The organism is Pseudonocardia sp. ICBG601 (assembly GCF_020496245.1).
This window is the reverse complement of the sequence record NZ_JAHLJA010000035.1, coordinates 26,523-50,415: the sequence shown is the minus strand read 5'-3', so window position 1 is coordinate 50,415 and position 23,893 is coordinate 26,523. Positions and strand designations below refer to the sequence as shown.

20 protein-coding genes and 5 pseudogenes are annotated in these 23,893 nt (G+C 74.1%); 12 read left to right on the top strand and 13 right to left on the bottom strand.

Annotated elements, in window-relative coordinates:
* Position 1 precedes the first annotated feature (1 nt).
* The 7 genes and pseudogenes from KPL57_RS13345 to KPL57_RS13315 all read right to left on the bottom strand — a co-directional run bounded on the left by KPL57_RS13345 (position 2) and on the right by KPL57_RS13315 (position 7,337).
* Entirely contained in the window at positions 2–958 is a 957-nt protein-coding gene (locus KPL57_RS13345) for a threonine/serine dehydratase (RefSeq protein ID WP_226351847.1), read from the bottom strand.
* Between the two features lie 44 nt (positions 959–1,002).
* Positions 1,003–1,992 carry a cytochrome c oxidase assembly protein gene (locus tag KPL57_RS13340; RefSeq protein ID WP_226351846.1) on the bottom strand — a complete coding sequence of 330 codons (990 nt, stop codon included), beginning with the start codon at positions 1,990–1,992 and terminating at the stop codon, positions 1,003–1,005.
* 180 nt (positions 1,993–2,172) lie between these two features.
* On the bottom strand, positions 2,173–2,766 hold the full coding sequence (locus KPL57_RS13335) for a DinB family protein (RefSeq protein ID WP_226351845.1): 594 nt from the start codon (positions 2,764–2,766) through the stop codon (positions 2,173–2,175).
* Between the two features lie 107 nt (positions 2,767–2,873).
* Positions 2,874–3,116 carry a hypothetical protein gene (locus KPL57_RS13330; protein ID WP_226351844.1) on the bottom strand — a complete coding sequence of 81 codons (243 nt, stop codon included), beginning with the start codon at positions 3,114–3,116 and terminating at the stop codon, positions 2,874–2,876.
* A 72-nt stretch (positions 3,117–3,188) separates the two neighbouring features.
* A pseudogene (locus tag KPL57_RS13325) lies at positions 3,189–4,897 on the bottom strand (glycerol-3-phosphate dehydrogenase/oxidase).
* A gap of 131 nt (positions 4,898–5,028) precedes the next feature.
* Positions 5,029–6,544: pseudogene (glpK, locus tag KPL57_RS13320) on the bottom strand (glycerol kinase GlpK).
* A gap of 52 nt (positions 6,545–6,596) precedes the next feature.
* Positions 6,597–7,337: pseudogene (locus KPL57_RS13315) on the bottom strand (MIP/aquaporin family protein).
* Between the two features lie 172 nt (positions 7,338–7,509).
* Here KPL57_RS13315 and KPL57_RS72090 point away from each other — a divergent pair.
* The 3 genes and pseudogenes from KPL57_RS72090 to glpK (KPL57_RS13305) all read left to right on the top strand — a co-directional run.
* Positions 7,510–7,755 (top strand): annotated as a pseudogene (locus KPL57_RS72090) (hypothetical protein); the annotation flags it as partial.
* Between the two features lie 42 nt (positions 7,756–7,797).
* The gene (locus KPL57_RS66405) at positions 7,798–8,391 is read left to right on the top strand and encodes an IclR family transcriptional regulator C-terminal domain-containing protein (protein ID WP_308252865.1); all 594 of its coding nucleotides are present in this window, start codon (positions 7,798–7,800) and stop codon (positions 8,389–8,391) included.
* 1 nt (position 8,392) lies between these two features.
* A complete protein-coding gene (gene glpK / locus KPL57_RS13305) occupies positions 8,393–9,910 on the top strand; it encodes a glycerol kinase GlpK (RefSeq protein ID WP_226351842.1) in 1,518 nt (505 codons plus the stop codon).
* Between the two features lie 111 nt (positions 9,911–10,021).
* Here glpK (KPL57_RS13305) and KPL57_RS13300 read toward each other — a convergent pair.
* A pseudogene (locus tag KPL57_RS13300) lies at positions 10,022–10,931 on the bottom strand (IS5 family transposase); the annotation flags it as partial.
* 14 nt (positions 10,932–10,945) lie between these two features.
* Entirely contained in the window at positions 10,946–11,491 is a 546-nt protein-coding gene (locus KPL57_RS13295; protein ID WP_226351841.1) for a MarR family winged helix-turn-helix transcriptional regulator, read from the bottom strand.
* A 322-nt stretch (positions 11,492–11,813) separates the two neighbouring features.
* Between KPL57_RS13295 and KPL57_RS13290 the strand changes: the two genes are divergently transcribed.
* Positions 11,814–13,037 carry an ISAs1 family transposase gene (locus KPL57_RS13290; RefSeq protein WP_226350739.1) on the top strand — a complete coding sequence of 408 codons (1,224 nt, stop codon included), beginning with the start codon at positions 11,814–11,816 and terminating at the stop codon, positions 13,035–13,037.
* A 381-nt stretch (positions 13,038–13,418) separates the two neighbouring features.
* Here the strand turns inward: KPL57_RS13290 and KPL57_RS13285 are convergent, their stop codons facing one another.
* On the bottom strand, positions 13,419–14,891 hold the full coding sequence (locus KPL57_RS13285; protein ID WP_226351840.1) for a glycosyltransferase: 1,473 nt from the start codon (positions 14,889–14,891) through the stop codon (positions 13,419–13,421).
* A 119-nt stretch (positions 14,892–15,010) separates the two neighbouring features.
* Between KPL57_RS13285 and KPL57_RS13280 the strand changes: the two genes are divergently transcribed.
* Positions 15,011–15,910 (top strand): hypothetical protein, encoded by a 900-nt coding sequence (locus tag KPL57_RS13280; RefSeq protein WP_226351839.1) that lies wholly within the window; start codon positions 15,011–15,013, stop codon positions 15,908–15,910.
* A gap of 110 nt (positions 15,911–16,020) precedes the next feature.
* Positions 16,021–17,025 (top strand): TerC family protein, encoded by a 1,005-nt coding sequence (locus KPL57_RS13275; protein WP_226351838.1) that lies wholly within the window; start codon positions 16,021–16,023, stop codon positions 17,023–17,025.
* A 22-nt stretch (positions 17,026–17,047) separates the two neighbouring features.
* Here KPL57_RS13275 and KPL57_RS13270 read toward each other — a convergent pair whose 3' ends face one another.
* Positions 17,048–17,341 (bottom strand): putative quinol monooxygenase, encoded by a 294-nt coding sequence (locus KPL57_RS13270; RefSeq protein ID WP_218622273.1) that lies wholly within the window; start codon positions 17,339–17,341, stop codon positions 17,048–17,050.
* 140 nt (positions 17,342–17,481) lie between these two features.
* Here KPL57_RS13270 and KPL57_RS13265 point away from each other — a divergent pair, with 140 nt between their 5' ends.
* Positions 17,482–18,459, top strand: coding sequence for a YafY family protein (locus tag KPL57_RS13265; RefSeq protein WP_226351837.1), 978 nt, complete (start codon positions 17,482–17,484; stop codon positions 18,457–18,459).
* A gap of 55 nt (positions 18,460–18,514) precedes the next feature.
* Here KPL57_RS13265 and KPL57_RS13260 read toward each other — a convergent pair whose 3' ends face one another.
* Together KPL57_RS13260 and KPL57_RS13255 are read right to left on the bottom strand one after the other, a co-directional pair.
* A complete protein-coding gene (locus KPL57_RS13260) occupies positions 18,515–19,474 on the bottom strand; it encodes an asparaginase (protein ID WP_226351836.1) in 960 nt (319 codons plus the stop codon).
* Position 19,475: 1 nt separating this feature from the next.
* Entirely contained in the window at positions 19,476–20,144 is a 669-nt protein-coding gene (locus tag KPL57_RS13255) for a class I SAM-dependent methyltransferase (protein WP_083702270.1), read from the bottom strand.
* 157 nt (positions 20,145–20,301) lie between these two features.
* On the opposite strand from KPL57_RS13255, the gene KPL57_RS13250 reads away from it, so the two are divergent.
* The 5 genes from KPL57_RS13250 to KPL57_RS13230 are packed head-to-tail and all read left to right on the top strand — an operon-like array spanning position 20,302 to position 23,843.
* Positions 20,302–20,976 (top strand): GntR family transcriptional regulator, encoded by a 675-nt coding sequence (locus KPL57_RS13250; protein ID WP_226351835.1) that lies wholly within the window; start codon positions 20,302–20,304, stop codon positions 20,974–20,976.
* Positions 20,976–21,764 (top strand): LamB/YcsF family protein, encoded by a 789-nt coding sequence (locus tag KPL57_RS13245; RefSeq protein WP_226351865.1) that lies wholly within the window; start codon positions 20,976–20,978, stop codon positions 21,762–21,764. The genes KPL57_RS13250 and KPL57_RS13245 overlap by 1 nt, the downstream gene beginning before the upstream one ends.
* A complete protein-coding gene (locus KPL57_RS13240) occupies positions 21,761–22,414 on the top strand; it encodes a carboxyltransferase domain-containing protein (protein WP_226351834.1) in 654 nt (217 codons plus the stop codon). Before KPL57_RS13245 ends, KPL57_RS13240 begins: the two co-directional genes overlap by 4 nt.
* Entirely contained in the window at positions 22,411–23,358 is a 948-nt protein-coding gene (locus tag KPL57_RS13235) for a biotin-dependent carboxyltransferase family protein (RefSeq protein ID WP_083695674.1), read from the top strand. The genes KPL57_RS13240 and KPL57_RS13235 overlap by 4 nt, the downstream gene beginning before the upstream one ends.
* A gap of 11 nt (positions 23,359–23,369) precedes the next feature.
* Positions 23,370–23,843, top strand: a complete 474-nt coding sequence (locus tag KPL57_RS13230) for a VOC family protein (RefSeq protein ID WP_226351833.1) — start codon at positions 23,370–23,372, stop codon at positions 23,841–23,843.
* Positions 23,844–23,893 lie beyond the last annotated feature (50 nt).

Genomic DNA, 23,893 nt, shown 5'->3' with positions numbered 1-23,893 from the left:
ATCACGGCTGCGCGGCGGCGCGGACCACGTCGGCGACGTCGGCGTTGGCGCCGCAGACCACCAGGGCGAGCCGGGCGTCCGGGTGCCGCTCGACGATCCGGCGGGCGGCCGGGACCAGACAGCCCGCGGCCGGCTCGGCCCAGATCCCGGCGTGCTCGGCGAGGGCGAGGGTGCCGCGGACGGCCTCGGCGTCGTCGACGACGAGGACCTCGTGCACCAGGGCGCGGGCGTGGTCGTAGGTCAGCTGCGACACCGACGGCGCCGAGAGCGTGGTGATCGCGGACGTGATCGTCACCGGGGTCGGGCCGCCGGCCGCCAGCGCCGTCGACATCGACTCCGCGCCGACGGTCTCCACCCCCCAGACCCGGGTGCCGGGCAGCAACGCGCGGACCGCGACCGCGATCCCGGAGACCAGCGCCCCACCGCCGACGGAGACGAGCACGTCGGTCGGCGGCTGCCCCAGGGCGACCGCGTCGTGGGCCAGCTCCAGCCCCACGGTGCCCTGCGCGGCGACGATCACCGGGTCGTCGAACGGGTGCACCAGCGTCCGTCCGGTCCGCTGCAGCTCCCCGGCCAGCGCGAACGCGGCCGCGATGTCCGGGGTGAGCCGCACGTCGGCCCCGGCCGCGCGGGCCGCGGTCACCGAGCGGGCCGGCGCGTTCTCCGGCATCACGACGACGGCGTCGACCCCGGCCGCACCCGCGACCTCGGCGACGGCGAGCCCGTGGTTCCCGCCGGAGACGGCGACGATCCCGGCGGCGCGTTCCTCGCCGGTCAGCGACGCGAGCTTGGCCAGCACCCCGCGCGGCTTGAACGACCCGGCCCGCTGCAGGTGCTCCAGCTTGAGCAGCACCGGGGCGCCGAGGGCCGTGGACAGCCCGGGGGAGGGGACGGTCGGGGTGCGCACCACGCCCCCGGCGATCCGCTCCGCCGCCGTCTCGATGTCTGCGATGCTCACCTGGTCCGCCACCGCCGCAACGTAACCCCGGCCCCTCGGCCCGGTCAGGTGCGGGGGCGGAAGCGGTCGGCGAGCTGCGGGTCGTCCTGCCACCACAGCCGGGACGGGGCGGGCTCCGCGGCGGGGTCGGACCCGGTGACCTCGGCGGCGCGGGTCCGTGCGGCGCCGAGCTCGGCGGCGCGGGCCTCGGCCGCGTCGAGCTCGGCGTCGGTCGCGCGGGCCCGGCGTGCGTCCTCCCGGGAGAACAGCCACAGCGCGACCCCGAGGAACGGCAGCCCGACCACGTCGCCGCCGATCCACAGCACCCCGGCGCCGAGCACCTGGTCGGTGTGCGGGTCCGGCCCCCAGCCGCGGTGCAGCCCCAGGTAGTACGCCGCCGCGAGGGTCGGGCCCAGCCACAGCACGATCCCGAGCACGGCGTCGCCGACCATCTCGGCGATCGTGAGCACCAGGGTCACCGGGTACGGCGTCGACGCGGGCGTCGGGTCGATCCGCAGCCGGGTCCAGAAGTAGACGAACCCGCACACCACGAGACCCGCTCCGACGGCACCGGACACGACGCCGTCGCGCAGGGTCGCGACGTAGAGCGGGGTGAGATACAGGACCATCAGGGGCGCGACGAGCAGTACGGTCGCCGCGAACGGGCCGGTCAGCAGCCGCGCGGCCCGGGAGCGCAGCACCCGGCGCCAGGCCGGCCGCCGATCCCGGGGCACGCTCGCCGCCAGCAGCGTCAGCGGCGCGCCGAGCGCGAGCAGCATCGGTACCACCATGAGCAGCAGCAGGTTCTGCACGGCGCGCACCCAGAACAGCGTGTCGTCGTACACCCCGACGAACGACGACCCGGCCAGCACGGTGACGACCAGCCCGGCGCCGAACGCGACGGCACGGCTCCGGGACCACCCCGGGCGGGACCGGGCGGCGACCCCGTAGCCCACCGCCGCCGCGGCGGTCGTCCCGAGCAGCAGGGGCGCGAACCGCCACGTCGTGAACAGCCGGAGCGCCGTCAGCGGCGGCAGCAGCGCCGCGGCCGTCACCGTGGGATCGCGGGGGAGCGGGTCACGGCGCCATCCTGCGCCGACCCGGCTGCCGGCGGAAGGGACGGTGGGCGGGTCGGCACGCATGCGTCGAACCCGCCCGGGATCCGTTCGGCGACGTTCGCCCGGGTCGTCCCGGCCGCCGCCGCCCCGGTGCCCACGGGCCGTCGTGCCCGGGGCTCAGCCCATCGTCCGGGCGCCGTCGATCGCCTCGCGGATGATGTCGGCGTGGCCCGCGTGCTGGCTGATCTCGGCGAGCATGTGGATCGCGACCCGGCGCACCGACCAGGAGGTGTTCGGCTCGAACCAGGGGGCGACCGGCAGGGCATGTGCGCTGTCCAGGTCCGCGGTACGCAGGACCTCCTCGGTGCGTGCGGCGACCTGCTCGACCCGGGCCCGCAGGTGCTCCAGGGTCTCGTGGTCGGCCAGGACGAACCGGGTGTCCACCCACTGTTCGCCGGAGGCGGACCAGTCGCCGCCGTTGGCGTCGGCCTCGGCGTCGACGGCGTCCCAGTCGACGGAGTCGTTGTAGACGTCGACCTCGCCGAACGCGGCGGCGCCCTCGACGGCGAAGCGGAACCACTGCTCCTCGGTGTCCGCGACGTGCTTGAGAAGCGAGGCGATCGTCAGTGCGCTGACCGTGCTGCGGGTGCGCGCCTGCTGCTCGGTCAGGCCGTCGGCGGTCTGCAGCAGGAAGCCACGGTGGCGCTCCAGGGTGGCGATCAGCTCGGCACGTTCGCCGGTCAGGACCTGCTTCTCGTCGGTGGCGTTCATCCGGGGCCGCCTCTCGGGTCCGCGGACCGGGGCGATCCCGGTCCGACGGGAACGACGATAGGACCGATCGCGGACAGGTCCGGTCCTCGACAGGGCCGTCCGGGGAATCAGTCCGCCAGGTCGCGCAGCGCGGTCTCCCAGCGTTCGCGGCGGGCGTCGTCGTCGAGGTCCCACCAGGGGGTGCCGCGCTCGCCGAGGCCGTGCTTGGCGGCGGACACCCGCGTCCTGGGCGGCGGCGACGCGGTCGTCGTCGCCGTCCGCCGCCCCGCTCCGATCTCGGCGCGGGCCTTCCCGAGGTGCTGCTGCAGCGCGGACCGCACGTCGTCGGGGATCGCCGGGGGGCGCGCCACCGGCGGCCCCGGACGACGATGTACCGCCCGTCCGGGGTCCGCTCGGGTTCGCTCACGCGAGGACGGCGGTGCTCAGCCGACGACCGGGACCACGTCCGGCGCGCCGAGGCGGGCGGCGTCGGCGGTGGCGTCGTCGGGCATCTTCTGGCTCTCCCGCTCGGCCTCGACCCGCTTGACGTAGTGGTCGACCTCGCGGGCGATCTGCTCGTCGTTCCAGCCCAGCACCGGGGCGACCAGCTTCGCGGTCTCCTCGGCGGCACCCACGCCCCGGTCGAAGGTCTCGATCGAGATCCGGGTGCGGCGGGCGAGGATGTCCTCCAGGTGCCGCGCGCCCTCGTGCGAGGCGCCGTAGACGACCTCGGCCCGCAGGTAGTCCTCCGCGCCGGTGAGCGGCTCGGCCAGGGTCGGGTCGGCGATGAGGAGGTCGAGGACCTCGTCGATCAGCGAGCCGTACCGGCCGAGCAGGTGCTCGATCCGCACCGGGTGCAGACCGCTGCGCGCGGCAGCTGGTGGGTCGAGTTGCGCAGCGCCGTGAAGCCCTCGGCGCCGAGCAGCGGGACCTTCTCGGTGCAGGAGGCGGGCACCTTCGCGTCGAGCGAGTGCACGGCCGCGTCGACGGCGTCGCGCGCCATCACGCGATAGGTCGTGTACTTGCCCCCGGCCACGACGACCAGCCCGGGAACCGGGGTGGCGACGGCGTGCTCACGGGACAGCTTCGAGGTCGCCTCGGACTCGCCGTGCAGCAGCGGGCGCAGGCCGGCGTAGACGCCCTCGACGTCCTCGTGGGTCAGCGGCTGCTCCAGCACCTCGTTGACGTGCGCGAGCAGGTACTCGATGTCGGCCGCGCTCGCCGCCGGGTGCGCCTTGTCCAGGTCCCAGTCGGTGTCGGTGGTGCCGATGATCCAGTGCCGGCCCCACGGGATGACGAACAGCACCGACTTCTCGGTGCGCAGGATCAGCCCGGCGTCGCCGCGGATCCGGTCGCGCGGGACGACCAGGTGGATGCCCTTGGACGCGCACCTTGAACTGGCCGCGCTCGCCGGCGAGGCCCTGGGTGTCGTCGGTCCACACCCCGGTGGCGTTGATGACCTCCTTGGCGCGGACGTCGAACCGGTCGCCGGACTCCAGGTCCTGCACGGTCGCGCCGATCACGCGGCCGGAGTCCTTCAGCAGCCCGACGACGCGGGCCGGGTCGCCACGTGCGCGCCATAGGCGGCCGCGGTACGGGCGATCTCCATGGTGTGGCGGGCGTCGTCGACCTGGGCGTCGTAGTACTCCAGGGCCCCGACCAGGGCGTCCTTGCGCAGCGACGGCACGACCTTGCGGGCGCCGCGACGGGTGAGGTGCCGGTGGTGCGGCAGGCCGCGGGCCCGGCCCGACAGCAGCCCGAGCGAGTCGTAGAGCGCGACGCCGGCACCGGCGTAGAAGCGCTCCCACACGTGGTGCTTGAGCGGGTAGACGAACGGCACCGGGCGGACGAGGTGCGGCGCGAGGGTCTGGATCAGCAGCCCCCGCTCCTGCAGCGCCTCGGCCACCAGGCGGAAGTCGAGCATCTCCAGGTAGCGCAGGCCGCCGTGGATGAGCTTGGAGGAACGGCTCGACGTGCCGGACGCGAAGTCGCGGGCCTCGACCAGTCCGGTCGACAGACCGCGGGTGGCCGCGTCGAGGGCTGCACCGGCGCCGACGACGCCACCGCCGACGACGAGCACGTCCAGTTCGCGGTCGCCCATCGCCTGCAGCGCCGTGGTACGGGCCTCCGGGGAGAGCGCCACCGATTTCATGATCAGACCTTCCTGAGTGGTTCGTGCTCGCGGCTGTCCTGCCGGGGGACTACCCGGTGAACACCCGTCCGATCGCGGGTGTGCCCGGTGTCGCCCCCACGTGTGGTGAGGGCGACACCGGGCGGGGGGTCCTACTGGACGTCGACCCAGTCCAGGGTCCGCTCGACGGCCTTCTTCCAGCGGCCGTAGCCCTCGTTGCGCTGCTCCTGGACCAGGTGGGCTCCCAGCGCCGGGCCTCGTTCCAGTTCTCCCGCAGCTCGTCGGTGTTCTTCCAGAACCCGACGGCCAGCCCGGCCGCGTAGGCCGCACCGAGCGCGGTGGTCTCGGCGACGACGGGCCGCGAGACCGGGACGCCCAGCACGTCGGCCTGGATCTGCATGCACAGCTCGTTCTGGGTGACGCCGCCGTCGACCTTCAGCGTCTCCAGGGTCACCCCGGAGTCCTTGGTCATGGCGTCGCTGACGTCGCGGGACTGGTAGCAGATCGCCTCCAGCGTGGCCCGGGCCAGGTGCGCGTTGGTGTTGAACCGGGACAGGCCGACGATCGCGCCGCGGGCGTCGGAACGCCAGTACGGCGCGAACAGGCCGGAGAACGCCGGGACGAAGTACACGCCGCCGTTGTCCTCGACCTGGCGGGCCAGCGACTCCGACTGCGAGGCGCCGGAGATGATGCCGAGCTGGTCGCGCAGCCACTGCACGGCCGAGCCGGTGACCGCGATGGAGCCCTCCAGCGCGTAGACCGGACGCTCGCCCTCGAACTGATAGCACATCGTGGTGAGCAGGCCGGACTCCGAGCGGACCAGCTCGGTGCCGGTGTTGAGCAGCATGAAGTTGCCGGTGCCGTAGGTGTTCTTGGCCTCGCCGGGGGCGAAGCAGACCTGGCCGACGGTCGCCGCCTGCTGGTCGCCCAGGTCACCGGTGATGGGGACCTCGCCGCCGAGGGGGCCGTTCGCGAGGGTTTCCCGAACGCGGTCGCCGACGACGACGGCTTGATCTCCGGCAGCATCTGCCGCGGGATGCCGAAGAAGCCGAGCAGCTCGTCGTCCCAGTCGAGGCTCTCGAGGTCCATCAGCATGGTGCGGCTGGCGTTGGTCACGTCGGTGACGTGCAGCCCGCCGTTGGTGCCGCCGGTGAGGTTCCAGATGACCCAGGTGTCGGTGTTGCCGAAGACCGCGTCGCCGTTCTCGGCGGCCTCGCGGACGCCGTCGACGTTCTCCAGGATCCACTGGATCTTGCCGCCGGAGAAGTAGGTGGCGGGCGGGAGACCGGCCTTGCGGCGGATGACGTCACCGCGGCCGTCGCGGTCGAGTGCGGTCGCGATCCGGTCGGTGCGGGTGTCCTGCCAGACGATCGCGTTGTAGTACGGGCGCCCGGTGCGCCGGTTCCACACGACGGTGGTCTCACGCTGGTTGGTGATGCCCAGCGCGACCAGGTCGGACGCGGACAGTCCGGTCTTGGTGAGCGCCTGCTGCAGGCAGGTGTTGGTGCGCTCGATGATCTCGATCGGGTCGTGCTCGACCCAGCCGGCCTGCGGCAGGATCTGCTCGTGCTCCAGCTGGTGGCGACCCACCTCGTTGCCGCTGTGGTCGAAGATCATGAAGCGGCTGGAGGTGGTGCCCTGGTCGACGGCGCCGACGAACTCGGCCATGAGTTCTCCTGTGTGTCTCGAGCGGGTGGTTCGGGGGTGGGGGCGGGTGCGGTCAGCGCACGTCGCCGACCTCCTGCGGAGCGTCCTCGACGGGGATGTAGCGGTCGATCAGCAGCTTGAACAGGCCGCCGCCGACGAGGGCGCCGACCAGCGGCGCGACGATCGGCAGCCACCAGTACGGCGTGCCGTCACCGTGACCCACGCGGTCTCGTACCCGGTGATCCACGATGCCAGGCGCGGGCCGAAGTCGCGGGCCGGGTTGATGGCGTAGCCGGCGTTCGCGCCCCAGGCCATGCCGATGCCCACGACCAGGATGCCGATCATGAACGGGGCCATGTTGGACAGCGGGCCCTTGTTGCGCGGGTGGACCAGCGCGAAGATCACGAACACCAGGATCGCGGTGCCGACGACCTGGTCGAAGAACGCCGTCGTGATCGTCGTCGGGTCGCCCGGCGAGGTCGAGAAGATGCCCTGGGTGTCGGTCAGGTTCGGGTCGACCGAGCGGATGAAGTCGGCGTAGACGAACCGGACGATCAGCGCGGCGACGAACGCACCGAGGGTCTGGGCCAGCACGAACGGCGCGACCTTCCGCCACGGGAAGCCCTCGTAGACGGCGAACGCGAGCGTGACGGCCGGGTTCAGGTGGGCGCCGGAGATCCGGCCGGCGACGTAGACGCCCAGCATCACGCCGAAGCCCCAAGCCCAGGCGATCGAGTCGTAGCCCGCCCTTCGAGCCGTCGGGTGTGGTGACGACCTGCGCGACGACGCCGACGCCGAAGAGGATCAGGATCATCGTCCCGGCGAACTCGGCGCTCAGCTCGCCGATCAGCGACGGCGCCTTTCGCCGTCGCCGGGGTCGTGCGTGTGGTCGTTGCCGCGGGTGCGGGATCGCCCGCGCTGTTCTCGGAGCTCGTCATCGAACCCCCTCCTGGTGAGTCCCCCTCACGGGACCGGGCGGCCCCGCCATGTGCTGCGCGACGCTAGGAGCGTGCGCGTCGGTGGGCAACGCGATCCGTTCGACGATGCCGAACGTTGCGGGTCGATCGGCCCATGATCGAGTCCGTCGGGCGCCCGGACGGCCTACGATCGCTGCGTGGCACGGGCGATCCAGTCGGTGGAGCGGGCGGCGGCGCTGCTGCGGCTGCTCGGCGGCGCGGGGCGCTCCGCTGGCACTGGCCGAGCTGGCGGCGGCGCTGGATCTGCCGCGCCCGACGGCCCACGGGCTGCTCCGCACCCTGCGGGAGGAGGGCCTGGTGGCGCAGGAGTCGTCGGGCCGCTACCTGCTGGGCGAGGGGCTGGGGCGGCTGGGCACCCCGTGGGACCGGCACGACCTGCGCGCGCGGTCGATGAACTGGGCCGACGCGCTGGCGGCGGGCACCGGCTGCGCGGTCTACCTGGGCGTGCCGTCCGCCGACGGCGCCGGGGTCGACGTGGTGCACCACGTGTTCCGGCCCGACGACACGCCGCAGCGGTTGCGGACCAACACCACCCAGCCGTTGCACGCGACGGCGTGGGGCCGGTGCCTGCTCGCGTTCGCGCCGGCGTCGGTGCGGGCGGTCGAGCCGCTGGCGGCCTGGACCCGGGCGACCGTGACCGATCCGGCGGCGCTGGCCCGCGAGATGACCGCGACGCGGCGGCGCGGCTGGGCGGCCGACGCCGGCGGCTGGGAGCCGGGCGTCGGCGGGCTCGCGGTGCCGGTGCGCAGCGGGGGCGGGCTGACCGTCGCGGCGCTGGGGGTGGCGCCCCGGTGGAGGAGCTGTTCGCCGCCGACGGCCGCGCCCGGCCGGAGGTGGTCGTGGAGCTGGTCTCCGCGGCCGCCGAGATCGCCGACGGGCTGGAGGGGCTGACGTGAGCGGCCTGTCGGCGGGGGAGCGGGTGGTGGCCGCGATCGACCAGGGGACGACGTCGACGCGCTGCCTGCTGTTCACCCGCTCGGGCCGGATGGTCGCGGTCGCCCAGCGCGAGCACCGGCAGCACTTCCCGAGCCCGGGCCGCGCCGAGCACGACGCGTCGGAGATCTGGCGGGCGGTGACCCGGGTGGTGCCCGCGGCGCTGCGCCGGGCCGGCCTGGGCCCGGAGAACGTCGTCGCGCTCGGTATCGCCAACCAGCGCGAGACGACGGTGATCTGGAACCGGCGCACCGGGATCCCGCTGGCGCGGGCGATCACCTGGCAGGACACCCGGACCACCGACATCGTCGCCGGGCTCGCCGCCGACACCGACGCCGCCCGCTGGGCCCGGATCAGCGGGCTCGGTCCGGCGACCTACTTCGCCGGACCGCGGTTGCAGTGGCTGCTCGACCACGTGCCGGGCGCGCGCGAGGGCGCGGAACGCGGTGAGGTCCTGTTCGGGACGATGGAGTCCTGGCTGATCTGGAACCTCACCGGCGGCCCCGACGGCGGCGTGCACGTCACCGACGTCACCAACGCCAGCCGCACGATGCTGATGGACCTGCGCACGCTGGAGTGGTCCGACGCGCTGTGCTCGGCGCTGCGGGTGCCGCGGGGCATGCTGCCGACCATCGTGCCGAACGCGCGCGTCTACGGCCGGTGCGCGGGCCTGCTGGACGGGGTGCCGGTGGCCGGTGCGCTCGGCGACCAGCAGGCGGCGCTGGTGGGCCAGACCTGCTTCGCACCCGGCGAGGCGAAGTGCACCTACGGGACGGGCGCGTTCCTGCTGAAGAACACCGGCTCGCGCATCCCGGGCTCCGAGGCGGGGCTGATCCCGACCGTCGGGTACCTGTTCGGTGACCACCCGGTCTACGCACTCGAGGGCTCCATCGCGATGACCGGCTCGCTGGTGCAGTGGTTCCGCGACGCCCTGGGCATGATCTCCACGGCGGCCCGGATCGAGACGCTCGCACTGACCGTCCCGGACAACGGCGGCTGCTACGTCGTCCCCGCCTTCTCCGGTCTCTACGCCCCGCACTGGTACCCCGACGCCCGTGGCGTGATCGTCGGCCTGACCTCCTACATCCACCGTGGACACCTCGCCCGCGCGGTGCTGGCGGCGACCGCGTGGCAGACCCGCGAGGTGCTCGACGCGATGAACGCCGACTCCGGCCTGCCCGTCACCCGCCTGAAGGTCGACGGCGGCATGACCGCGAACCACCTGCTCATGCAGTGCGTCGCCGACGTCCTGGACCTCACGGTGGAACGTCCCCTGGGCTCGGAGGCGGTGTCGCTCGGCGCGGCCTACGCCGCCGGCCTTGCCGTCGGCTACTGGCCGGACCCGGAGGTGCTGCGCCGCAACTGGCACAGGGCGGCCGCCTGGGAGCCGACGATGGACCCCGGCCTGCGCCGCCGCGAGCATGACAACTGGCGCCGCGCGGTGCAGCGGAGCACGGGGTGGGCGCGGTCGGACTGAGCAGCGACGGTCCGGAGCCCCGGTGTCGTCCCCCCGGGTGCAGTGCCCCCGGTGTCGTGAGACCGGGTGTCGTGCCTCCCGGTGCCGTGTCCCCCGTGCCGCGGGCCTCAGAGCGTGTTTGGAAATTCTAGTGGGTTGAGGGTGTCGTGTGTTTCTGCTGGCGGGTGGCGGGGTATCCACGGGCGATGCGGCGGGTGATGGTGTTGATCGCGGCCCAGCGGATCATGGCTTCGGATGTGGTGGGGTGGCGTTCGTAGTCTCGGGCCAGGCGTCGGTGTGCGGTGAGCCAGGCCAGGGTCCGTTCGACCACCCACCTTCGTGGGAGGACGGTGAATCCGCGCTGCTCGGGTGGCTTGCGGATGATCTCGATCGTTGTCTGCAGGATCGTGGCGGCCCAGTCGAGCAGTCGCCCGGCGAAGCCGGCGTCGGCGTAGACGAACCGCACCCTGGTGCGCAGGTAGAGGTTGAGCAGGATCGGCTTGGCGCCGTCGCGGTCCTGTACCGAGGCCGAGCACACCATCGTGGTCAGCAGCAGACCGAGGGTGTCGGTCACGATGAACCGTTTCCGTCCGCCTGTCTTCTTCCCGGCGTCGTAGCCGCGGGAGTCCTGGCCGACGGTGTCGGCGCCCTTGACCGACTGGGAATCGATGATCCCCGCACTCGGCTCCGGATCACGGCCCTCGGCGATACGTAACTGCCCCCGCACGACCGGGAGGATCTTCTCGGTGACCTTCTGCTGTTCCCACTGGTTGAAGTACCAGTAGACGGTCTGCCAGGGCGGGAAGTCCACCGGCAACGCCCGCCAGGCACACCCGGTCCGCACGACATACAAGATCGCGTCCAGCACGTCCCGACGAGCATGAGCAACAGGCCGCCCCCGCCGCGCGAGCGGCGGTAACAACGGCTCGATCACCACCCACTGGGCATCACTGGTGTCCGAGGGGTACCGGCGCGGTCGTTCCTGCATGCCGACCACGATGGAGCACCCCAGCCGTGTCGACCATCCCGACACACCCACCATTTCCAAACACGCTCTCAGTGTTCCGCGGCCCGCTGCTGGTGCCGCCGTCGTCGGACCCGGTCCCGGTGCTCGCGGTCGCGCATCTCCTGGGTCCGGCGCACGGCGACGTCGAGGAGCCGCCCGGCCACCGGCCGGAACCAGTCGACCCACTCCGCCGGGACGCCGGTCACCATCCGCCGGGCACCGGTGTCGGTGACGTCGTCCCAGAGGATCTCGTGGGCCCGGGTGGTCACCAGGACGAGCAGTCGGCGGCCGTCGTCGGGGTCCGGCTCGCGCTCGATCAGGTCGCGCTCCTCCAGCCGTGCGAGCAGCCGGGTCGTGCCCCCGGTGGCGAGTCCGACGGTCTCCGCGACCTCGGCGCCGGTCATGGTACGGCGGGCGAGCAGCAGCTCGGCGAGCACCGTGTACTCGTGCACCGTCAGCCCGAAGCGCTCGGCGACGGATCGGATCCGGTAGAAGCCGAGCAGCTCCGCCCGGGCGAGGAGCGGTCCGAGCGCCTCCGCGGTCTCGGCTCGCGTCCGTCGGTCCTCCTCCGGCCCGGTGGTGGGGCCGGGGCTCACCGGAGGGGTCTCCCGCCGAACTCGCTTACCGGGTAAGCGAACTCGGTCGGCCTCCTCACCGGGAGGCGGGGTCGGCGGGGGCTCCGCGCCTGGCCGTTCAGTCCCGGCCCCGGCCCCGTGACTGCCGTGGCCGCCGTGGCCGCGTGTGGCGCCCGGATCCGGTGGCGCCCCGCCGTGCGACCAGGGCCCCGGCAAAGTCGTGATGGGTGGGTCCTGAGCTGCGGTGATGTGGGGGGTGGGGGTGGGTGCGGACACAGGCTTGGCGTGATCATGAGGGTGTCGAATCCTTGCTCACGTCAGGAAGCCTGTGTCCGCAGTGTCAGTGTCTCCGATCGTTGCTGCTCTGGAAGGCCTGGAGGTCGGTCCTGACGCGGGGAGAGCCGCGCCGGTCGGTGAGGCGGCGGGGTTGTCGCTGGTGGAGGCCCTGTCGCGAGTGCCGGACCCGCGGAAACCACGCGGTGTCCGCCACGGTGTCCTCGCGGTGTTGCTACTGGGGGCGTGCGCGGTGTTGGCGGGGGCCCGGTCGTTCACCGCGATCGCCGAGTACGCCCATGACGTCGGCCGCGCCGTGCTGGACGTGCTCGGGGTGGGCGCGGTCGCTCCGCACGAGTCGACCATCCGCCGGGTCCTGCAACGGGTCGACGCCTCGGCGCTGGAGGCGGCGTTGCAGTCCTGGGTGTTGCCCCAGCTCAGCGCCCAGCCGGCCCCGGAGGGCACACCCCGGCGAGAACAGCGCCGCGTGCTGGCCTTGGACGGCAAGACCCTGCGCGGCGCCCGCGTCCGTGCCGCCGACGGCAGGGTCTGGCTCCCGCATCTGGTGTCGGTGCTCGACCAGACCAGCGGTGGCGTGCTCGGCCAGGTTCAGGTCGCAGAGAAAGGCAGCGAGATCACCGCGTTCACCGCGCTGCTCGACCCCCTCGACCTCGACGATGTACTGGTCACCGCGGACGCTCTGCACACCCAGCGAGCCCACGCCGACTACCTACACCGCCGCGGCGGGCACTACCTGATGACGATCAAAGCGAACCAGCCCACGCTGCTGGCACGGGTACGGGCGCTGCCCTGGACCCAGATCGGCGTCGCTGATCGTCAACGCGGGCGTGGGCACGGCCGCGTCGAGACCCGCACGATCAGCGTGGTCAGCCTGCACCCCTGTCCCGACCTGGGCGCAGAGTTCTTCCCCCACGCATCCCAGGCGATCAAGCTGGTGCGCCGGCGTCGCCCACTGCGGCCTGGCGGGAAGTGGAGAACCGAGACCGCCTACGCGATCACCAGCCTGACCAGCACCGACGCCGATCCAGGACTGCTCGCCCGCTGGATCCGTGGGCACTGGTCGATCGAGAATCGCCTGCACTGGGTCCGTGATGTCTGCTTCGACGAAGACCGCGCCACCGCCCACACCGGTCACGCCCCGCAGGTCATGTCGGCGTTGCGGAACCTCGCGATCACCGCGCTACGCCTGCACGGCGTCAGCAACATCGCCGCAGCACTCCGCCACCACGCCCGCGACCCCCATCGACCACTGACCACCTACAAGATCATCTAGCGACTTTGCCGGGGCCCTGGCCGTGCGACGGCTCCGGGGACCCTGTTCCCCGAATTCGCTTACCCGGAGGCTTATTCAGGATGATCATGAAGCAAGGCGCTTCCCCAGGCCAGCGTCTCAACGCAGCAGTCTGTTGAGCGTCCCTGAATAAGCCTCCCGGTAAGCGAGTTCGCGGAACAGGGGTGTCCCTCAGGTCCCGGCCGGGTCCGTCGCCTGGTGTGGAGTCGTCGGTGTCGCGGGAGTGGTCCGTGTCGCGCTGCACGGGCGAAGCGGTAGCAGCCCGGTCGGGCCGCCGCGGCGGATTCCGCGTGAGCGGTTCGCGATCGTGGCGCCGATCAGCGGGTGAACGCCCCGGCGTCGGCCGGACGGCGTGACGTGCGCTCAGCGCCCCTTCCGCGGGGTGATGACCCAGGTCCGGTCGCCCGTGAGCTCGCGCAGCTGCGCGACCCTGGCGACGACGTTGCGCAGCTCGACGTAGAGCGGGGAGAGCAGCAGGTACCCCAGGAACCAGCCGGGCCGGCGCAGCTCCGGCGGCGCCGCCCGCCAGGCGAGCAGCGTCTGGCCCGGGCCGACGGCGAGGGTGTAGACCGTCGTCGCGAGCAGCAGCGGCACGACGTCGCCGGGACCGTGGTGGTGCAGGCCGAACGCCAGCACCGGCACCATCGCCAGGGTCACCCACGGGCACAGCTCCCGCCAGCCCAGCAGGAACAGCAGCCCGAGCCGGGCGCGTCCGGGCAGCCCACGGGTGCGCAGCGCGGTGCGCAGGTGCCGGCGCGAGACCTGGAACCAGCCCTGTGCCCAGCGCAGCCGCTGGTGCCACCAGGCGCGCACGGTCAGCGGGGCGAGCTCGCGCGAGAGCAGGCCCGGGTCGACGACGCAGCGCCGCCCGGCCAGTAGCGCGCGGACCGATGCGTCGATGTCCTCGGTCAGCATCTGCGCCTGCATCCGGGTCGCGCGCAACGCCTCGGTGCGCCAGTACCCGTTGGAGCCGCAGAACAGGCCGAACCCGAACAGCCCGGCCCGCCCGGGGTGGCTCACGCCGTAGATGCAGGTGAACTCCACCAAGACCGTCCGGGCGACCCAGGACGCCGTGCCGTTGCGGACGCTGCAGTGCCCCTGCACGACGTCGGCGCCGTGCGACAGCGCCCGCCAGGCCCGGCGCAGCGCGTCGGGTGCCGGGTGGTGGTCGGCGTCGAGGATGCCGGTGACCTCGCCGTCGGCGGCCCGCAGCGCCGCGTTGACGTTCTGTGCCTTCGTGGTCGAGTCCGCCACCTCGACGACGACCAGCCGCGGGTCGGCCGCGGCGAGGGTCCGCAGCTGCGCCTCCACCGGCTGCGGACCGGGGGTGTTGTAGGCGACGACGACGGTCAGCGGGCCGGGATAGTCCTGGGCCAGGGCGTGCGAGACGGTGTCGAGGATGGTCCCGGCCTCGTTCGGCAGGTACGCCGGGACGACCAGCACCGCGGGCGGCCACGGCGCGGCGGGCGCTGCCGGGGGACGGTACGGGCGCAGTGCACGCAGGCCCTCCAGCCACACCGTCGTCGCCGTCATGACCAGCGCCGCGACGACGACCAGGTACGCCGGCCCGGTCAGGTCGGTCCCGAGCCGCCAGGCCGCGTCCAGTGTCAGCAGCGGGAGACCGACCCCGGCCGCGGTCGTCGCGAGGATCTGGACCGGGGTGCGGAGCAGGTCGCGCAGCCGTCGGCGGGCCACGGGCGCCGGCCGGTGCGCCGGGCGCCGGCCGCCGTCGGACGGGACCGGCGAGACCGGCAGGACCGGCGGTGCGGCCGGTCCGGCGGGGCCGGGCGCGGGGAGCGGCGGGTCGGCGGGCCGGTCGTCGAGGGGCGGGGGCATGGCCCGGCCACGCTAGCCGGGAGACACTTTGCGTGATGATCATGTCACGCAGAGTGTGTCCGTGTGGGTGAGCCGGCACTGCTCGGCATCCTCAGATCCTCCCGACTAGCGTCGCGGTCATGAACGACACCGCCGTCGCCGCCGGGCGCCTCGCCCGAGGGCTGGAACCACTGCACTCCCAGGTCTACTTCGCCGCCGAGGCCGAGCCGGCCTACACCGCCGCGGGGCTGGAACCGGGCCGGATGAGCTACTTCGCCCCGCGCGCTGCGCCCATGGGCGCGGTCGGGCCGTCGGTGGTCACCGCGACGTTCTACAACTTCTCCCCGAGGCTGGTCGCGAAGTCGGTCCCGCGGGCCTGGGAGCTGGCGTCCCCCTCGGATCTGCTCGACGTGCGGTTCGCCGTCGCCGACGCCTCGCTGCGCCGCACCCTGGGCGACGACGCCGTCGCCTCGCCCGAGATGGCCGAGGCCGCCGGGCTGGCCCGGACCGCGGCCGAGGCCGTCACCCCCGACGGGCGTCCGCTCGCCGCCGGGCACCTCGACGTGCCCTGGCCGACCGCGCCGCACCTGGTCCTCTGGCACGCGTTGTCGATCCTGCGCGAGCACCGCGGCGACGGGCACATCGCGCTGCTGGTCGAGGCCGGGCTGTCCGGGCTGGAGGCCCTGGTCACCGCGACCGCGACGGGCACCGGGTTCACCGTGGCCTTCGCCCGCGGCAGCCGCGGCTGGTCGGCCGCCGAGTGGAACGCCGCCGTCGCCGGACTCGCCGACCGCGGCCTGCTGCAGCCGGCCGACACGGCCGAGGACGACGCCGTCGAACCGGCCCTGACCGAGGAGGGCACGGCGCTGCGCAAGCGGATCGAGAACGACACCCACCACCTCGGCGCCGCGCCGTGGACGGCACTCGGCGCCGACGGGGCCGCGCGGCTCGGGGACCTCGGCGGGGCGTTCGTCCGGACTGCTCTGGCGAACGGCGCGTTCCCCGCCGAGGGGGTCTTCGCGGCGCGTCCGAAGGGCTGATCGTCGTCCGCGCCCGGCCTCACGACGGGCGCGGTGTCCTGACTGCCCGATATGGTGCGCTCCGCGACCGGCCACCGTGGCCGGTGCGGTGACCTGCAGGAGGACCTCCGGTGCTCGAGATCAGCGGCCTCGAATGGGCCGTCACGATCGGCGTGATCGTCGCGCTGCTCGCGTTGGACCTCGTCCTGGGCTGGCTGCGGCCGCACCGGGTGGGATTCACCGAGGCCACCGCGTGGTCGGTGTTCTACATCGCGATCGCGATCGTGTTCGGGTTGGTGTTCGCGACGATGCACGGCTGGGACTTCGGCACCCAGTACTTCACCGGCTACATCGTCGAGAAGAGCCTGTCGGTCGACAACCTGTTCGTCTTCGTCGTGATCATGACGACGTTCGCGGTCCCGGAGGAGCACCAGCACAAGGTGCTGACCTTCGGCATCGTGCTCGCCCTGATCATGCGTGCGATCTTCATCGCGGTCGGGGCGACGCTGCTCAACCTGTTCTCCTTCATGTTCCTGGTCTTCGGTCTGCTGCTCCTGTGGACCGCGGTGCAGCTCTACCGGCACAAGGACGAGGACCCCGACATCGAGGACAACATGGTAGTGAAGGGCGCGCGCAAGCTCTTCCCGGTCACCGAGGAGTACCACGGCGGGAAGCTGTTCACCCGGGACAACGGCCGCCGGGTCGCGACCCCGATGTTCATCGTGCTGGTCTCGATCGGCGGCATCGACCTGCTGTTCGCGCTGGACTCGATCCCCGCGGTGTTCGGGGTGACGCAGGAGGCGTTCATCGTCTTCACCGCCAACGCCTTCGCGCTGCTCGGTCTGCGGGCCCTGTTCTTCCTGGTCAAGGGTCTGCTGGACCGGCTGGTCTACCTGTCGGCCGGGCTCGCGGTCATCCTCGCGTTCATCGGCGTGAAGCTGATCCTGCACTGGCTGCACGTCGACATCTCGCCGGCCGTGCCCGAGATCCCGACCATGGTCAGCCTCGTCGTGATCCTGGGGATCCTCGCGATCGTCACCGTCGCCAGCCTGATCAAGACCAAGGGCGACCCGACGGCGACCGCGCACGCCGGGTCGCTGCGAGCCCGCAAGGAGTGCCCCGAGCAGCGCGACTGAGCCGGTCCGGCCGGCCCGGCGCTCAGCCGGGCAGGCCGGCCAGACCGGGCCCGCCGAGCGGGGTGACCTCGATGTAGTCCGGCGGCGCGGTGAGCAGCGCCAGCACGTCGCCGAGCCCGCTCTCGCCGATGTCGCGGCTCAGCGCCGCCTCCGACGACGCGGCGTCGGACCACATCTCGGTGACCCAGACGACGTCGGGCTCGTCGGGGGTGGCGTTCACGACGTAGGCGAGGCAGCCGGGCTGGGCGGCCATGTCGTCGGCGACCCGCAGCAGCGCGCCCGCCAGCTCGGTCCCCTGTCCCTCCAGGGCCACCATCCGCACGTACCGGCCGACCGCTCGCTCGTGTCCACGGCGGCGACCGTAGACGGCCGGTCCGGGCACCCCGGGGTCGGGGCGGGCTCGCCGACCCGCAACCAGGACAGGAACCGACCGCGATCGGGGGCACACTGGTCGTCGTGATGGGGACATCGGCGCGGCTGCTGCGCCTGCTCGGGCTGCTGCAGGTGCCGCGCGACTGGACGGGGCCCGCCCTGGCCGAGCGCCTCGAGGTCGACGTGCGCACCGTCCGCCGCGACGTCGACAAGCTCCGCACCCTCGGCTACCCGGTCCACTCCACACCCGGGGTGACCGGCGGCTACCGGCTCGGCGCCGGGGCCGCGCTGCCACCCCTGCTGCTCGACGACGACGAGGCCGTCGCCGTCGCGGTCGGGCTGCGGACCGCCGCGGGCGGGTCGGTCTCGGGCATCGAGGAGACCTCGGTCCGGGCCCTGGCCAAGCTGGAGCAGGTCCTGCCGAACCGGCTGCGCCGCCGCGTCGCCGCGCTGGGCACCGCGACCTCGACACTCGCCGCGCGCGGCCCGACCGTCGACGCGGACGTGCTGTCCGCGCTGGCCGCCGCCTGCCGCGACCACGAGGTCCTCCGGTTCGACTACGTCGCGGGGGACGGGACCGAGACCCGCCGGATCGCCGAGCCGGAAGGGCTCGTGCACACCGGGCGCCGCTGGTACCTCGTCGCCTGGGACACCGGCCGCGACGACCGCCGCACCTTCCGGGTGGACCGGATGCGCCCGAAGCTGCCGGCCGGGCCCCGCTTCACCCCGCGCCCGGAACCAGAGGGCGGGATCGCCGCGTTCGCCCAGCGCGGCATCTCCTCCGGCGCCTACCCGCACCGGGCGCGGATCGTGTTCCACGCCCCGGCGGAGCGGATCGCCGAGCACGTCACCCCGGCGTCGGGGATCGTGACCGACCTGGGCGGGGACCGCTGCGAGCTCGCGGCCGGGGCCTGGACGCTGGAGTCGCTGGCGGTGTGGCTGTGCTTCTTCGGCGTCGACTTCGAGGTGGTCGAACCGGTCGAGCTGGTCGAGCACCTCGACGCGGTCGCCGCCCGCCTCGGCCGGGCCGCGGACCACGCGCGTACGGGCGGCGCGGGCTGACCCGGTGCCCGCGCAGGAGCGGGGGCCGGGGTGTCCCCGGAGCGGGGCGGGCCGCTCAGAGCAGCGCGCGGACCGCGCCTACGGGCGTGCCGTGGCCGAGCACATCGGTGCGGGTCGCCCCGGTGAGCGCGGCCGACCCGGCGCCGAGGAACTCCAGCACCGCGCGGGCGACGACCGGCAGCGGCCGCGGCGACCCGTCCAGCACGGTGACGGCGAACGCCCGCCCGTCGGGCAGCGCCGCCGCCAGCACGCCCTCGGCGCCGTCCTTGGCGACCAGGCCCGGCACCGCCCCGGCGAGCCGGGTCACCGGCCGGTCCGTGCCGCCGACCCACCACGGGTGCGCGCGGACCGCGGCCCCGACCCGCCCCTCGACGGTGTCCGGGGCGGCCGTCGCCAGCGTCGCGAAGGCCCGGGCCAGCCCGGCCGGGGTGCTGCCGAACAGCGGCGCGCCGCAGCCGTCGACGGTGGTGACCCCGACCGGCACCCCGGTCAGCTCGGCGACGGTGTCCCGGACCAGCCGCTGCAGCGGGTGCGCGGGATCGCGGTAGCCGGCCGTCGGCCAGCCCGCGGCCACACAGGCGGCGAGCATCCCGGCGTGCTTGCCCGAGCAGTTCTGCAGCACCGGCGACGGCGCCGTCCCCGCCGCGCGGGCGTCCGCGGCGGCCGCCGCCCCCAGCGGCAGGTCCGGGGTGTTGTCCAGGTCGGTCTCGTCGAGTCCGGCGCCGGCGAGGATGCGCCGCACACCGTCGACGTGGCCGGGCTCGCCGGAGTGCGAGGCGCAGACCAGCGCGAGCAGCTCTCCGTCGAGGTCCAGCCCGGCCCGCAGCATCGCCACCGCCTGCACCGGCTTGAGCGCCGAGCGCGGCAGGAACACCACGTCCGGGTCGCCGCGGCCGGTCACGGTGCCGTCGGGGTGGTGCACCGCCACGGTGCCCAGGTGCACCGACTCGACGGTGCCCTGCCGCTCGACGACGGCCAGCGGGACGGCGGCGGCGACCCCGGGCGGGACGACCATGTCAGCTCGCCGAGCGAGTGTCCTGCCCGCCGAGGGAGTTGAACTGGGGGAGCGGTCGCCGGCACAAGAAGGTGCGGGCGGGCGGCGGGTTGCGCCACTCGGTCGCGGTCTCCACGACCTCGTCGAAGTGGGTGTCGAGCAGGTCGCGCAGCACCCGCACGCGGTTCGGCAGCGCCATCCAGGTGATGATCATGCTCATCACCCCGCCCGGGGTCAGCCGGCGCGCGATCGTCCCCATGACCTGCAGGCGCAGGGTCTGCGGGAACACCGCCCACGGCAGGGTCGAGACGAACGCGTCGACCTCGGTGATGCCGGCCTCGTCGAGGATCCGGTCCAGGTCGGCGACGTCGCCCTGCACGACCTCCAGCCACGGCTTGTGCCGGCGCAGGTGGGCGACCAGCTCCTCGTCGATCTCGATCGCGAGGTAGCGCGCGTGCGGGCCGAGGCGCTCGCGGATCGGCTCGGCGAGCACGCCCGGCCCCGCCCCCAGCTCGACGACGACGCCGTTCGTGCCGCGCGGCACCACCCCGGCGAGCTGGCGGCACAGCCGCCGCCCGGTCAGGAACGGGGTCGCGAGCTGGTCCATCTTCGAGAACGAGCGCTTGAAGAAGACGGCGTGGTCGGGTCGGGCCATGCGCACCATCGTGGCGGCCGCGGGCTCCGCGGTCATGTCGGGGCGACCCGGGTCACTCCGCCGCGGCCGCGGCGACCGTGTCTCCTGCCGTGTCTCCTGCCGTGTGTTCCTGCTGTGTGTTCTGCGGTGTCGGTCCTGTTAAGCGCGACGGCAGGGGCTTTCGTACACGCTGGATCCACCGTATACAGAACGCATGGCATCGGATGACGCGCTGGTCGACGCCCTGCGTCGCGCGATCGTGGAGGGCGTGTATCCGCCCGGTCACCGGCTGGTGCAGGAGGAGCTCGCAGACCGCTACGGCGTGAGCCGCATCCCGCTGCGGGAGGCGCTGCGCACCCTGGTGGGGGAGGGGCTGCTGCGCAGCGAGCCCGGGCGCGGCACCTTCGTCACCGAGCTGGACCTGGCCGAGATCGACGAGATCTACGACCTGCGCCGGATGGTCGAGCCCAGCTTCGCCCCGCACGTCGCGGAACGGGTGTCGCGGCGCGACGTCGCCCGCTTCGACGGCATGGCCGGCGAGATGGACCGGGTCACCGACACCGGTGCCGCCGCCTGGTCGCGCACCAACCTCGCGTTCCACCTGGACATGTACCGGCTCGCCGGGCTGCCGCTGCGCTACGAGCTGATCTCCCGGCTCTACCACCGCCTGGAGCCGTACTCCCGGTTCTACGTGCACGGCACCGGCGCCTACGACCGCGTGCAGGACGAGCACCGCGGGATGGTCCAGGCACTGGCCGACGGCGACGCCGACGAGCTCCGCCGTCTCGTGCTCGCCCACATCGACGGCGGCCAGGACGGCCTGCACGCGGCCTGGTCGGCCGCCCGCGGCGAGCTGTCGGCGTTCTGGGCCGTACGGGACGCGCGGTGATCGCGCTGAACACCGACGTCGGGGAGGGCTTCGGCGCCTGGGTGCCGGACGACCGACCGCTGCTCGACGTCGTCGACGCCGCCAACGTCGCCTGCGGCTTCCACGCCGGCGACCCGGACGTCATGCGCCGCACCTGCGACGACTGCGCGGCCCGCGGCGTGGCGGTCGGGGCGCACGTCTCCTACCGCGACCTCGCCGGGTTCGGCCGCCGCTTCGTCGACGTCGCCCGCGACACGCTGGTCAACGACGTCGTCTACCAGATCGGCGCGCTCTCGGTGTTCGCCGCGTCCGCCGGCACCCGGGTCGGGTACGTCAAGGCGCACGGCGCGCTCTACCACGCCACCGGCACCCACCCCGACCACGCCGACGCCCTCGTCGAGGCGGTCCGGCTCGTCGACCCGGGCCTGCCGTTGCTGTGCCTGCCCGGCACCGAGGTGTGGGACCGCGCGCTCGCGGCCGGTCTCGGGCCGCGCGCCGAGGCGTTCCTCGACCGCGGCTACACCGCGGCCGGGGGTCTCGTCCCGCGCGGACGGCCCGGTGACCTGGTCCGCGATCCCGCCGAGGCCGCCGCCCGCGCCGTCTCGGTCGCCCGCGACGGGACGGTCACCGCTGTCGACGGGACTGTCGTCAGCGTCCGCCCGCCCGGCGGCGCGGTCGCCGCGCTGTGCGTGCACGGCGACACTCCCGGCGCCGACGCACTGGCCCGCGCCGCCCGCGACGCCCTGTCCGCCGCGGGGATCGGCTGCGGTGCGGCCCCGCTGGCCCCGTTCGCCGGGGCGGCCCGGTGACCGCGCCCGCCGTGCACCGCGCCGGCGACCGGTCCTGGATCGTGGACTGCCTCCCCGGGACCGTGCGCGCGGTCGCCGACGGCGCCGTGACCGACGGCTGGGACGCCTGGGTGACCGACGTCGTCCCGGCCGCGGCCACCGTGCTCGTCGTCGCGCGCCCCGGCACCCGGATGGCCGCGCTGCGCCGCCACCTGCGCACCCTCGCCCTCGGCGCGCCCGACGTCACCGCCACCGTCACCGACGCGGGCACCCCCGTCCCGCCGGCCCGGACGGTCGAGGTCGGTGTCCGCTACGACGGCGCCGACCTGCCCGCCGTCGCCGACCGGCTCGGGACCACCCCGGCCGGGGTCGCCCGGGCGCACGCCGCCGCGACCCACCAGGTCGGCTTCTTCGGCTTCGCCCCCGGTTTCGCCTACCTCGACGGGCTCCCCGACGCGCTGCGGCTGCCGCGGCTGTCCACCCCGCGGCCCCGGGTGGAGGCCGGCGTGGTCGCGATCGCCGGGAACCAGACCGTGGTCTACCCGGGTGGGACGCCCGGTGGCTGGCACCAGATCGGCACGACCACGGCGGTCCTCTGGGACGTCGACGCCACCCCGCCCAACCGGCTCGGGCTCGGCGACCGCGTCCGCTTCGTGGAGGTGCCCGCATGACCGCGCTGCTCGACCCGCCCGCCCGCGCCGCCACCGTCCCGCCCGCAGCGGGACCCGGCCCCGGCCCGCGGCTGCGGGTGCTCGACGCCCGGCCGGGCGCCAGCGTGCAGGACCCGGGCCGCCCCGGGCTCGCGCATCTCGGCGTCACCGCGTCCGGTCCGGTCGACCGGGCCGCCTTCGCCACCGCGAACCGGCTGGTCGGCAACCGGCCCGGAGAGGCCGCCGTCGAGGTCACCCTGGGTGGTCTCGCGGTCGTCCTCGACGTGCCGCGCTGGGTCGCGGTCACCGGGGCCCCGGTCCCGGTCACCCTCGACGGCCGCCCGGTCGCCGACCCCCGCTGCGTGCGGGTCCCGGCCGGCGCGCGGCTGCGGCTCGGCACCCCGCCGCGCGGGCTGCGCAGCTACCTCGCCGTCGGCGGCGGGATCCGACCCGCCCCCGTGCTCGGGTCCCGCGCCCGGGACTCGCTGACCGGGCTCGGCCCGCCCGCCGTCGCCCCGGGCGTCGACCTGCCGCTCGGCCCCGTGCCGGGCGAGCCGCCCGCCGTGCCGGTCGAGCTCGCTGCGCCCCGGCTGCCCGGCCCCGCGACCCGGGTCCGGTTCCACTGGGGCCCCCGCGACGGTGTCCTCGGTCCTGCCGACCGCGCCCTGCTCCGGCGCGCGCCGTGGCGCGTCTCCGGGCACTGCGACCGGGTCGGTATCCGGCTCACCGGCGCCACCCTCGCCGTCGGCGACCGGTCGCTGCCCAGCGAGGGCGTGCCGCTCGGCGCCGTCCAGGTCCCGCCCTCGGGCGAGCCCATCCTGTTCCTCGCCGATCACCCCGTGACCGGCGGCTACCCGGTGGTCGGCGTCGTCGCCGACGCCGACATCGACCTCCTCGGCCAGCTCCGGCCCGGGGACCCCCTGCGTCTGGACGCCATCCCGTCCGGGCGCGACACCGAAGGATGAGAGGTACCCCTGTGTCCGCACCGACCACGGAACCCGCCGCGATCGTCACCTCCGTGCGCCCGCCGTTCCACCTGGCGATCCCGGTGGACGACATCGAGGCGGCCCGCGAGTTCTACGGCACCCTGCTCGGCTTCCCCCGCGGCCGCTCCGCCGAGCGCTGGACCGACTGGAACGTCGCCGGCCACCAGGTCGTCACCCACCAGGTCGGCGAGCCGTCGGACACCCCGCGCGCGGGCGTCGCCGGCACCAACCCCGTCGACGGCCACGACGTGCCGGTCCCGCACTTCGGGCTCGTGCTGAGCGTCCCGGAGTTCCGCGCGCTGGCCGAGCGGCTGACCGCCGCCGGCACGCGGTTCGTCATCGAGCCGTACGTGCGGTTCGAGGGGGAGCCGGGGGAGCAGTGGACGATGTTCTTCCTCGACCCCGCGGGCAACGCGCTCGAGTTCAAGGCCTTCGCCGATCCCGAGCAGCTGTTCGCCGTCTGATCCCCACACGGTCGCGGCCCGTCCCCGGACGGGCCCGCGGCCGGGGTCAT